The 10,973-nt window shown below is 72.9% G+C and carries 11 protein-coding genes and 2 pseudogenes; 6 read left to right on the forward strand and 7 right to left on the reverse strand.

Annotated features, from left to right (window positions below):
* Positions 1 to 11: 11 nt before the first annotated feature.
* Positions 12 to 404 (reverse strand): hypothetical protein, encoded by a 393-nt coding sequence (locus ACGFZN_RS17715; RefSeq protein ID WP_393859449.1) that lies wholly within the window; start codon positions 402 to 404, stop codon positions 12 to 14.
* Between the two features lie 74 nt (positions 405 to 478).
* Positions 479 to 853, reverse strand: a pseudogene (locus ACGFZN_RS17720) (sugar phosphate isomerase/epimerase family protein); the annotation flags it as partial.
* Here ACGFZN_RS17720 and ACGFZN_RS17725 point away from each other — a divergent pair.
* Positions 825 to 945: pseudogene (locus ACGFZN_RS17725) on the forward strand (LacI family transcriptional regulator); the annotation flags it as partial. The pseudogenes ACGFZN_RS17720 and ACGFZN_RS17725 overlap by 29 nt on opposite strands.
* Positions 946 to 1,115: 170 nt before the next feature.
* A complete protein-coding gene (locus ACGFZN_RS17730) occupies positions 1,116 to 1,337 on the forward strand; it encodes a hypothetical protein (protein ID WP_393859374.1) in 222 nt (73 codons plus the stop codon).
* 10 nt (positions 1,338 to 1,347) lie between these two features.
* Here ACGFZN_RS17730 and ACGFZN_RS17735 read toward each other — a convergent pair whose 3' ends face one another.
* From ACGFZN_RS17735 to ACGFZN_RS17755, 5 genes are all read right to left on the reverse strand, one after another.
* Complete coding sequence (locus tag ACGFZN_RS17735) at positions 1,348 to 2,556, reverse strand: lanthionine synthetase LanC family protein (RefSeq protein WP_393859375.1); 1,209 nt, start codon at positions 2,554 to 2,556, stop codon at positions 1,348 to 1,350.
* A gap of 143 nt (positions 2,557 to 2,699) precedes the next feature.
* A complete protein-coding gene (locus ACGFZN_RS17740) occupies positions 2,700 to 2,855 on the reverse strand; it encodes a hypothetical protein (protein WP_393859376.1) in 156 nt (51 codons plus the stop codon).
* Positions 2,856 to 2,867: 12 nt separating this feature from the next.
* Positions 2,868 to 5,555 (reverse strand): lantibiotic dehydratase, encoded by a 2,688-nt coding sequence (locus tag ACGFZN_RS17745; RefSeq protein WP_393859377.1) that lies wholly within the window; start codon positions 5,553 to 5,555, stop codon positions 2,868 to 2,870.
* Positions 5,552 to 6,520: a thiopeptide-type bacteriocin biosynthesis protein gene (locus tag ACGFZN_RS17750; protein WP_393859378.1), complete on the reverse strand. Its 969-nt coding sequence runs from the start codon at positions 6,518 to 6,520 to the stop codon at positions 5,552 to 5,554. The genes ACGFZN_RS17745 and ACGFZN_RS17750 overlap by 4 nt, the downstream gene beginning before the upstream one ends.
* Positions 6,521 to 6,728: 208 nt before the next feature.
* Positions 6,729 to 7,379, reverse strand: a complete 651-nt coding sequence (locus ACGFZN_RS17755; protein ID WP_393859379.1) for a hypothetical protein — start codon at positions 7,377 to 7,379, stop codon at positions 6,729 to 6,731.
* A gap of 527 nt (positions 7,380 to 7,906) precedes the next feature.
* Here ACGFZN_RS17755 and ACGFZN_RS17760 point away from each other — a divergent pair.
* The 4 genes from ACGFZN_RS17760 (at position 7,907) to ACGFZN_RS17775 (ending at position 10,814) form a co-directional block, all read left to right on the forward strand.
* Positions 7,907 to 8,647, forward strand: coding sequence for a relaxase domain-containing protein (locus ACGFZN_RS17760; RefSeq protein WP_393859380.1), 741 nt, complete (start codon positions 7,907 to 7,909; stop codon positions 8,645 to 8,647).
* 186 nt (positions 8,648 to 8,833) lie between these two features.
* Positions 8,834 to 9,520, forward strand: coding sequence for a TetR/AcrR family transcriptional regulator (locus ACGFZN_RS17765; protein ID WP_393859381.1), 687 nt, complete (start codon positions 8,834 to 8,836; stop codon positions 9,518 to 9,520).
* Between the two features lie 69 nt (positions 9,521 to 9,589).
* On the forward strand, positions 9,590 to 10,522 hold the full coding sequence (locus tag ACGFZN_RS17770) for an MBL fold metallo-hydrolase (protein WP_393859382.1): 933 nt from the start codon (positions 9,590 to 9,592) through the stop codon (positions 10,520 to 10,522).
* A gap of 121 nt (positions 10,523 to 10,643) precedes the next feature.
* Entirely contained in the window at positions 10,644 to 10,814 is a 171-nt protein-coding gene (locus ACGFZN_RS17775; protein WP_360162700.1) for a hydrophobic protein, read from the forward strand.
* The last annotated feature ends 159 nt before the right edge of the window (positions 10,815 to 10,973 follow it).

Genomic DNA, 10,973 nt, shown 5'->3' on the forward strand with positions numbered 1-10,973 from the left:
TGCGGGCACGTTCAGGAGTTCGCCGCCCGCAGGGTTCGCGCGGCCACCTCCAACCCCTCCAACTGCCCCAGTTCCACGTCCTCGTGCTCGATGTTCACGGCCATGCCGGGGTCGACCTTCCGCAGCGCGCCGAGGAAGCTCCGCCAGAAGGTCTCGTCATGTCCGCGCCCGACCGCGGCGAAGTTCCAGCTCGACTCGCTCGGCCAGGCGTTGAGGGTCCAGCGCCCGCCGAGTCCGACAGGGTTCTCGGTGACCCGGCTGAACCGGTCGTCGAGGACGCCGTTGACCCGGCAGCGCTCGTTGATCCGTGCGTCCTTGGCTGACGCGTGGAACACCAGCGGGCCCAGGTCCTCGATCGCGGCCACCGGGTCGATGCCCTGCCAGAAGAGGTGGCTGGGGTCCATCTCGGCACCGATGTGCGCGCTTCGACCCGCTCGACGAGCCGCTTCAGGGTCGCCGGATGGAACACCAGGCTGTGCGGGTGCATTTCGATGCACACCTTCACCCCGTGCGTGGCCGCCAGCGCCTCGATCTCGCGCCAGAAGGGGACGGCGACCGTGTCCCACTGGTACTCCAGGGAGTCGAGACAGGCGCTGTGCCACGGGTTCACGTTCCACGCGGGTGCGGTGCCGCCCGGTTCCGCGGCGGGCAGGCCCGACATGGTGACGACACGGCGCACGCCGAGCAGTCCCGCCACCTTGACGGCACGTCGCAGATCGGCGGCGTGCCGGGGGCCGGCCACGGGGTCGGGATCCAGCGGATTGCCGTTGACGTTCAGACCGTGAGCTCGACGCCTGCGTCCGAGAACGTCTTCAGGTAGTCCTCCGGGTGCCCATGACGAGGACGCGGGCATCGAGGCCGGCCGGGCGCTGCTGGCCGAGCGTGCCCGTGGGAGTGCCCTTGCCCACGGCGATTCTCGCGGGCAACGACCGCTGTGCGATGGGGCGTTCACCGAGCGGCGGAACAGGGTCCTGAGCACCGGCGATTCCGAGCATGTCCCGTACCCCTTTCACCCCGAACCCGGCGGGCTGATCTCGTGGGGGTATGACCACAGTGGTGACGAGCACTTCTTCCTGCTCTGCGACCCGGAACCGGACCGGTGGAAGATCGTCACGATGACCCACGAAGAGGGCTGTGACACCTTCGACGGCCCCTTCTCGGGTTTCGCCCTCGCGTTCGTGCGGAGGCTGCTCGACGTGGACCGGTACCACGGCCTCGGCCCGGAAGCCCTGGAGTACCTGGAGCCGGAGGACCTTGAAGAGCTGGTCGCCGCCGGAGAGATCGGCCCCGTCCGGCCGAGCTTCGAGCCGTTCCGAACGCAGCTGCCTTTGCAGTGAGGATCGGAGTTCAGCGGAGCGCCAGGCAGGGCAGCCAGGCGCGTGACGCGCCGTGCACAGTGGTGAGCAGGGCGCACAGCGGGCCCGCCGCCCCGCCGAGCAGTCCCATGCACTCCTCGCCGAGCGCCTCCACCGCGGGGAGGCGGTCCTGCACATGGGTGAGCAGGCGTGCCTTGAGGCCGGCCGCGGCGGGCAGTGCGGCGTGGCGGTGGAAGGCGTCGGCCACCGCCAGCACACCCGCGGCCCCGTGGCACAGGCCCAGCAGATCGCCGGGCCGGTCGCCGAAGAGGTGGAAGCCCTCGTCGTAGTGTTCGGCGAGGGTGGTGAAGGCCGCCGCGGCCCATGCGGCCGTCTCCTGGTCGCCGGTCGCGTCCGCCGCGTCCCACAGCGCCCAGGACACGCCCGGTGTGCCGTAGCACCAGGCCTGACGGGCCCGCGCTCCGGCGGGCGGCGGGCCGTCGAGCCCGGCGCCGTCCCAGGTGCGGATGGCCCGGTCGTCGACGAACGACTGCCGGGTCAGCCACCCGGTCGCGTGCCGCAGCGCGCGCAGCAGTCCGGGGTCCGGGCCCAGCCGGCGGACCGCCGCGGTGAGCGCTGCGGCGACTCCGGCGACGCCGTGTCCCAGGCCGGTGTTGATGCGGCCGTCCAGCCAGTCCAGGTACGGGTGGCCCGCGTAGCCCGCCGTACGCAGCCGCGGCAGGTCGTCGGCGTCGCACAGCGCGGCCAAGTACCGGGCGAAGGGCTCGATCTCGTGCGGTGCCGGGCGGGCTCCGGCGCAGAGGGCGAGCAGGATGCCGGACGGTCCGACGATCAGGTCGTAGTCCGGGAAGGTGACCTGTTCGCTGCGCCGGTGACGCGCCGGGGCGCTGCGTACCAGGTGGTCGCGGAGCCGGTCGGCGGCGGCGTGCAGCCGTGGCTGGACCCGAGCGCCCAGGCGCAGTCCGGCCAGGGTTCCGGCGAGGCCCCCGTCGTACAGACCGCGGTGCCCGGGCCCCCGGCCGGCGGTGCGGGCCCAGACGGCGACGGCACGGGCAGCCGACTCATCGGCGCCGGGCACACCGGTTCCGTGCACCAGGGCCGCCAGGACGGGGACGCCCGGATCGGAAACGTGCTCGGCCGTACTCTCGCGCGGCCGGGCGGCCCAGGCGTCGAGGAGCCGGACCGCGAGAACGGGGACGGCGGTGTCGGTGTGCCCGCGGCTTTCGACGCTCCGCGGCATGCGTCTCTCCTTCGGACGGCGGTACGACGGGCCGGCGCCCCGCCCTGGTGCCAGGGGCAGGGCGCCGGTGTGGCGGCACCGGGTTTCCGCCGCCGCCAGCCCCAGGTGGCCTGAGCTGAGCCCTCAAGCCGCCTGAGGGAACCTCAGCAGATCACCACGGTGTTGCAGACGATGATCGTGCACAGGCCGCTGCACCCCTCGGTGTAGGCCTGCGTCGTCGGCAGAACGCTCTCGGTGATGCGCTCGTCGAGGTCGCCGATCAGGGCGTCGAGGTCGGTGAATTCGGCGGATACGGGCATGGTTCTCCTCCTTCAGGAGCGGTGATGGGTGGGGACCGCCCCGGCGGCCCGCCCGCTGGGGGAGGACGCGCCGGGGACGTCGGGTGCGCCGCGCAGCGCGGCGGCGGCGAGCGCCGTGAGTTCTTCGACGCCCTGGTCGGTGGGAAGCCGGAGCAGTAGCTGGGCGGCGACGGCGGCGCCGCCGTGCAGCGGGTCACGGAGCAGCAGGCCGTCGGGGCCGGGCAGCATCTCCTCGACCAGGAGATCGGCCCCGGGCTGGTGCGCGCACAGCCGCTCCAGCAGGGGTACGGCGGTCAGCGCCGTGAAGTCGACGGGCACCGGTCTCGCCCCCGGAGCAGCCCTGACGAACGCGAAGCGGGGGAGCCCGGCGGCGCGGCACAGGCCGGTGAGCGCGCGCATCTTGGCCAGGTCGCTGTCCCCGGACCGCCACAGCAGGTCCCGGGACACCCGCCAGCCGGCCGGGCTGACGACCAGGGTGCCGCCGACCGTCACCCGGGGCACCCGGTGGGCCTCGGGGAAGGCCTCTGTCAGTCCGTCCAGGCGGATGACCCGTGAGGCCGCGGGGTGGCCGGCCGCCAGCAGCAGGCGCAGCAGGACGTCGTACGGGGGCAGCGGCGTGCGGGTGGCGTGGTGGAGGGGAAGCAGGCGCTGTCCGTCGGTCTCGGCGACGACCTGGTGGCCGTCCCGCCGCAGGGTGATGCGGTCCGGCGGCAGGTAGCGGGCTGTCGGGCCGGCCGGTCCCTGATAGGGCGCCGGGTCCGGGTCGCCCGTCCACCAGCCGGTGAGGACGGGACGGCGTACGGCGTTGGCGGCGCGTTCGGCCAGCGGTGGCACGAGCAGCTCCACGAACCGGGCCCCCGACAGCCGCTCCACGCCCGCGAGGAAGGCCCGGTAGCCGTCGGCGTTCGGGTAGCCGCCGTGCAGGGTGTCCAGCGCGGCGGCGAACCGGGCGTCCAGCACGGCCGCGGGCGAGGCGGTCTCCAGCACCGCCAGCGGCCCGGGGTCCTGCAGCGGGCGTAACAGGCAGTCCAGGGGCCAGGCCGGCAGGGCCGCCCGGGCCGCGGGCGCCCCGAGCGCGTCCAGCAGGCCGTCGTCCAGGTCCACCTGCTCGTCACCGGCGTGCCCGGCCAGGTGGGCCAGCAGCCCGGCGTACCCCGAGCCGGAGGTCTTGGCAGGGTGCCAGCCGGTGTAGCGACGCCGGATCTGCGGCGGGCCCGGCGGCCGGGCGCCGTCGGGCAGGTACTCCGCGAGGATGTCGGCGAGCGGGCGGGGCTCTTCACCGAGCGCCTCCAGTTCCGGCGGCAGCGCGTGCTGGTGCCGGTCGGCCGGCGGCAGCGAGTGCCGTCCCTCCCATGGCTGCGCGTCCTGTGCGTCCGGCGCCGCCGACCGGTCGGCGTCCCGCAGCCAGGCCACCCGCGCGGCGATGCCGAGGGCATGCTGCACACGTTCGGCGGCGGCTGCGGGGACCGGGGTGCCGAGAGTCCGGTAGGAGTCGGTGAACCAGTGGTGGGGTGCGGCGGCCGGGGCGTCCGGTGCCGGGTGCGGAAGGGTGCCCCGGGCACGGACCTCTTCGGGCCCGGTCCAGCCCCCGGTGTGGCGGCGCGGGGCGGCGCAGACCTGGAGGACGCCGAGGTCGAGCAGGTGGGCGAGGAAGCCGCGCAGTACGGCCTGGCCGGCGGCGGCCGCCCGCACGGCCTCCGTGCCGAGCAGGGCCTCCTCGATCTCCCCCAACGGCCGCGGCCCGTCGGCCAGGAGGGCGAGCACGCTCTCCAGGGGGCGGGTGCGCCGCAGGACGACCTCCCGCATCCGGCCGCGTTCACCGGGGTCGATGACCCAGCAGCGCAGCACACCGGTGCCGGTTCCGGGGCGGGTGGACTGGAGGAAGTGCAGCGGTGCGGGAGCCAGCGGCGTGGCGGGGTCGACGGCCCGCAGATCGGTGCCGGCGAGCCGGGCCCGCAGCAGGTGGACGTTCTCCACGGCCTCGGCCGCCACCGCGCCGAGGACCGTGCCGTCCGGAATGAGCCAAGGCGCGCGGTTCTCGCCCGTGTCGTCGCCCGGCGGGCCGACCGGCAGCAGGGCCACCTGCCCGGCCCACCCGCGTGGGGTCGTCTTCGCCGCCGCCCGGCCCAGCGCACGCCACAGGTAGGCCCCGCGTTTGCGCAGCGGCTTCTCGCTCCAGCGGCCGCCGGAGGCCAGCCGCCGGGCCACGTCGTCGGTGAGCCCGGGTTCCGCCTCCTCCACGACCGCGCGCATGACCGGTGCCTCGCACACCAGGGACCAGCCCAGCGCCGCCACCCGCTCGCGCTCCTCGGCCACCGCACGGTCCAGTTCCAGCAGGGCGGCCGCCGCCGACTCGGCCTCGCGGCACAGCCGTAGGGCCTCGGCGGCAAGGGATCGCGCGGCGGGCAGGCGGTCCAGCAGCCGGCAGTCCGCCGGGCCGGGGGCCGCCCCGGAGTGCAGCCGCCGGCGCAGGGCCAGCACGGCCCGGCGGTCACCGGGTGAAAGATCCGGGTCCGGTACGACGGTGACGCCCAGCCGTCCGGCCAGCTCCCGGGCGTGTCCGGCCCGCCGCTCCTCCTGCCTGGCCTGCTCGGCGATCCGGGCGCACAGCCGCGGGTTGCCGGCCGCCGCCCATGTGCCCAGCGGCATGCCGGCCACGCGCAGCAGTGCCGTGCCGCCCAGCCGGGCGGTCCCGCTCACCGCAGCCTCCCGTCATCGGCGAGGGCCTGGGTGAGCAGGCACTGGCGGGCCAGGGAGAGCCGTCCCCGGTTCCAGTGGAAGACGGCGTGGTGGGCGGCGGCGCGCCGGGGCCCGAGCACGGCGTTCCCTGACTCGAAGTACCCGCTGCGCCACCGCTCGGCGGCCCGGCGTACCGCGTCCGCGTGTGCCTCCACCACCGCGCGCCGCTCCGGCGGCACGGGCGCGAGCAGGCCCTCGCGTCCGGCGCGCCACGCCTCGGCGATGCCGGCAGCGGCGCGGCGGGCGTCGTCGTCCAGGGCCCGCCCGGAAAGGCTGCGCCCGGCCTCGTCGCGCACCACCTGCCAGACCCCGCGATGCTCCCACCCCACGACCGCCAGGCCCTTCAGCAGGCCGTCCAGCAGCACGAGGGAGACCCGCCAGTCGGCGACCGGCCGTGCCGGGTCGTCCACGGCGCCGAGATGGTGGTCGAGCCAGGCGAGCGAGTCCGCCGTGAACAACTCGTGCACGTACCGCATGGACAGTGGTCCGCCGAAGAGATACGTCTCGGGCTCGTACACCCCGCACAGCGGCGGCCGCGGCCCCGCGCCCGACGTCCCGAACCGGCTGAGCAGTTCCTCGCGCAGAATTCCGGCGTCGGCCGCTGTCGAGGCCTCGAAGCGGATCCGCAGCCCCGGCGGTTTGTGCATGAAGAAGAACGAGCGCACCGCACCGGCGGCGAGCAGCTCGCGGGCCGTGCCGGCGATGACCCGGTACGCCCGCGGCCAAGCCGCCGGGCCCGGCGCGAGACCGACCTGGACCCAGCCGGACTCCGGCAGGTCGCTGCGGAGGGCGGACAGGCCGGCCGTCAGAAAGGTCCTCCGGGCCGCTTCGTAGCCCGCCCCGCCCGCGTCGACCGGCACTGATCCCAACGGGGTGTCGCGCGCGTCCCGGAGGCAGTCGGCCAGCAGCTGATGGACCTCGAGCACGGTGGAGCCTCCTCGGATTCGCCCTCCACTCCTCCGATTTCCGCACCGTTCGCCCTTTCAAAAACGAAGGGCGAGCCTTCATATGATCGACGGGAGTACGCCGGTGTACGGCCAGCTACCGCTGCATGAGCCCCACACCTCCGCCCGCCCCTGCGTCCGTACGTCCACGCGGGCGCAGGGTGCCGTACTGCCCCTGCGGCAAGCGCGCTCAGCTGCGCGGACCGTCAACCTCGTAGATCCGCTGCTGAAGCTGTTCACCGGCCCACTCAAGACCGACGCCCAGGTCGAACCAGTACCGATCCTTGCGGACTTCGGGCGTGGAGAGGTTCACCGCCGCCCAGGAGAACACCCCGAGGAGGATGGAACGCCCGTACTGCGTTGTGCGCACGGACAACGCGAACGGTGCGGCGAGTGCCGCGCGGGTGACCACCATGAGCTGTTCGTCCTGGGGATGCCGGCGCCCACCGGTGAGGAACCGGGGCGTTTCAAGGATCTTGACCCACTCCAGCACCGCGTCCGCCACCTGGGCGCGCAAGGACTCTTCGATACCCTTCCGGACGGCGGTCGCGGGATCATCACCGAGCCAGCCCAGCCAGTGATCGGGATCGGTGAGTCTGCTGAAGTCGTCCTGCGGCACCCCGTGACGGGGATTCTCCTGGTACTCACCCGTCAGTTTCCCGCTGCTGTCCACCAACCACGCGCCGCGGATCGCCTCGGGAGGCACGTAGCCGTTCGGGTCGTCGAGATACGTCGGATCGATCTCGGCGACGCTCCCACCGGGATTCTCAGCAGCCGCGGCCAGTAGCGCCGGCTCGTCCGGAATACCCTTGTGCCGGATTTGCGACCCGAAAGGCCCCATGTTCCCACCCCCACCGTTGCCCGCCCAGTCGCCCGCGATTCTGCCGCACCGCATCAGTGCCGCGTGAGGAGGGTGTGCGTGGCGGCGCCAGGCGGGTGGGGAATCTCGGCGAGCAGGTCTGTCCCGTCCCTCAGCGGGGGGTGGGCCAAGGCAGGCGCCAGGTCGTCCGTTGGGCCAAGGCAGGCGCCAGGTCGTCCGTGCACATTTCGCGGCCCTGCGCTCAGGCACCGCCGAACCCGTCCGGGCCGATGGCATCCGAGCGGGCCGTAAGCCATATGGCCGGCCAGGCCCGCGTGCCGCCGCCAACGCGTTCGTCCGTGGATGAGAAGGGTGCGGCAGCCGGCACCGACGAGCAGCCTGAGCATCCCGTCCGCTCCGTACTACGCCTGAAAGCCGCTGAGTTGGCGTTGCACGGTCCTCCTTCGTGATACCTCTCCATCAGGCTGTTACCGAAGGGGATCTACGTGTTGACGGTTCGTGTGTTGAGAAAGGCGGCTGAAGAGGCCGAGTTGGCGGCGGAGCCGTTAGTGGCGCCAACGGCGTTCCCCGGATCGGAGGATCCGCTGGGCCTGCGGTCGCACACGATGTGGGTCGGCTCGGCGGAGGCTCTGGCAGGCCTGGGGCTCCGGTCGGGGAGCGAGGCGACCGTCGAAGAACTCGCTGCCGCCGTGGCGGGGCGACCCGCGGTCAGCGGGGCGTCGGCCAGGGCGGACGGCGAGGCGTTCGACCTGACGTTCGTCGCGCCGGCCTCCGTGTCCTGGGTGTGGGCGCAGGCGGACGCCGACCTGCGCGAGGACCTGGAACGGGCGGTCATGCAGGCCGCCTACTCCAGCCTGCAGCACCTGACCGGCACCAGGCCGGTGATCGGCAACATCGCCCCCGCCCACGGTCTCGCCGCCGCGCTGGCCCTGCACGCAGTCGGGCAGCGCCCACCCTGGTCGAAGGCGCCGCTGCCGTTGCTGCACGTGCACGGCTACCTCGTCGGCGTGCTCGACGAGTCAGGAATCCTGCGCGGCCCGGACAGCCAGGCGCTGCAGGAGCAGAGCATGACCCGCGAGTGCGGCGCTCTCGGACGGATGAGGCTGGCTCAGAGCCTGGGCGACCTCGGGTTCGAGATCAACGCCCAGGCGGGTCCCGACGGCCGCTCCTTCGAGATCGCGGGCGTGCCCGAAGGCCTGCTGGCCCTGGCCCGGTCGGCGGACAAAGGATGCGCAGGACTGGGGCGCGAGACCGACCAGGATCCATGGGAGGTCCGCGAGGTCTTCTGAACCTCCCGCTGGGCAATCGGCCGTACAGCACACGAGCACCCGGCTCATCGAGGTGCTCGTGTGCGGCCGCGTCCGCGCTGTCCGCGCTTGCCGCTAATTAGACTCGACTGTAAAGTCGAAATAGGCCCTGGATGCCGGCGCACGCCATGCGCGCGGAGCCGGTGTGCAAGTGAGGAGCGGAGCGGTATGAGCGAACAACTCGGCGCGGACCGACCCGGGGACGGGCGCAGCGAACGCAGGCGCCGTAGAACGGCCTCCGAGGAGAAGATCCTCGCGGCGGCGAAGGAACTCTTCCTCGCCGACCGCTACGACGGCGTCAACCTGGAGCGGATCGCCGAGCGCGCAGGAGTCTCACGGCAGACCGTCTACAACCGTTTCGGGTCGAAGGAGGCGGTCTTCCGGGAGATGGTGCGCCGCCACTGGTCGACGTTCGCCGGACCGGACCGACGGCTCGTCGAATGCCCGGTCGGCGCGAGCGCCGAGGATGTTCTCCGCGACTTCGCCCGGTCTCTCCAGCGCTTCGCCGCCGAGACGGACCAGATCCGGTTCGCCCGGCTCGTGGTGAGTGAGTCAGGGCGTCTGCCGTGGATCGCCGACGAGTTCTACCAGCTGGGCAAGGGGCCCATCGCGGCCGCGTTCGCCGACTGCCTGGACGAGCTGGTCCGCGCGGGCCGCCTGCGGTGCCCGGACACCCACCTCGCGGCCCGCCAGTTCATGGGCCTAGTCCAGGAGTTCCTCGTCTGGCCGAGGGTCATGGCCTTCGAGGAGGAGATCGCCGGTCAGCCCTCGGCGGAGGTGGTGATCGAGGAAGCCGTACGCACCTTCCTGGCCCGCTACGCGCCCGCACCGGACACACCGGCGAGGCCCGCCTGAACCACCCGCCCCCTCTTTGCACGGCACCGTGTCGATCACGTACCCCGTATCCCCCCTCAAGGACCTGTCATGCCCGCAGACACCATCACCCTCGGCAACGTCGACATCACCCGGGTCATCGAATGGTCGGGCCCCGTCCGTACCGCCCGCTTCATCATCCCGGACAGTGACGAGGACACCTGGCGGCGCAACCAGCAGTGGCTGGCGCCCGACTTCTGGACTCCGGCCGACGACGCCTACCGCTGTCACATCCAGACCTGGGTCCTGCGCAGCGAGGGCAGGACCATCCTGGTGGACACCGGGGTCGGGAACGACCGTGAGCGCCCGCAGATCCCGCTGTTCGCCGGGCTGAAGACGGACTTCCTCGCCCGCCTGCGCGCGGCGGGCGCCGAGCCCGAGGACGTCGACGTCGTCGTCAACACGCACATCCACTACGACCACGTCGGCTGGAACACGCAACTGCACGACGGCGAATGGGTGCCCACCTTCCCCAACGCCACCTACCTCATTCCTCGTGCCGACTACCTGTACTTCGACCCGGAGAACCCCCGGCGCGGCAGGGCGCCCCGCGACGAGCACGAGCGCCTGCGCTGGGAGGGCAGCAAGCTCGTCTTCCGCGACAGCATCACGCCCGTCCACCGAGCCGGACAGGCAGTGCTGTGGGAGGACACCCACCGCATCGACGACAACCTGCTGCTGGAGCCCGCACCGGGCCACACACCCGGTTCCTCCGTCCTGACCCTGCGCTCGGGCACCGACCGGGCCGTCCTCGTCGGGGACATGCTGCACAGTCCCGTCCAGATCCTCGAACCCGCGTGGAGCAGTTGCTTCTGCGACGACCCCCGACTCGCGGCCCGCACCCGCACCTCCTACCTCTCCCGCGCCGCCGAGCTGCGCGAACTCGTCATTCCGGCCCACTGGCCGGGGCACGGAGCCGCCGAGGTACGGCAGGACGGCGACGGTTTCGCCATCAGCGCGTGGGCCGGCTTCCCGCGCGGCTGATGCGCGAGCGGGGGGCAGATCGAGTGGCGCGCGTATGCCCCTCATCCTGCGGAAATAACTCATGTTTTGTGTGCTTGCAGGGATGAGGTGAGGGCATCCGGTGGCCAGGAGGTTGATAACGATGGTTCCCCTGCTTCTGGTTCTCCTGCTGGCCCTGATCCTCTTCGGTGCGGGCTTCGCGCTGAAGGCGCTGTGGTGGATCGCGGTGATCGTGCTGATCGTATGGCTGCTGGGCTTCGTCGTCCGGACAGCGGACGGCGCAGGCCGCAAGGGCCGCTGGTATCGATGGTAGACACCGGCAATTCGCCATCCGGCTTATGCCGGCATGCAGTTGTGGGGGGCCGCCGGGGGCGGGCCGGCCCCCCCCGGGTAGGGGGGGGCCTGGCCCCCCCGCGGGGGGGGGGCGGGGGTGGTGGGGGGCACAACCCGGGCCGGGGGGTTTGAACCGCCC

Origin of the sequence: Streptomyces sp. NPDC048192, assembly GCF_043202415.1 — a bacterium.
Classification (GTDB): Bacteria; Actinomycetota; Actinomycetes; order Streptomycetales; family Streptomycetaceae; genus Streptomyces.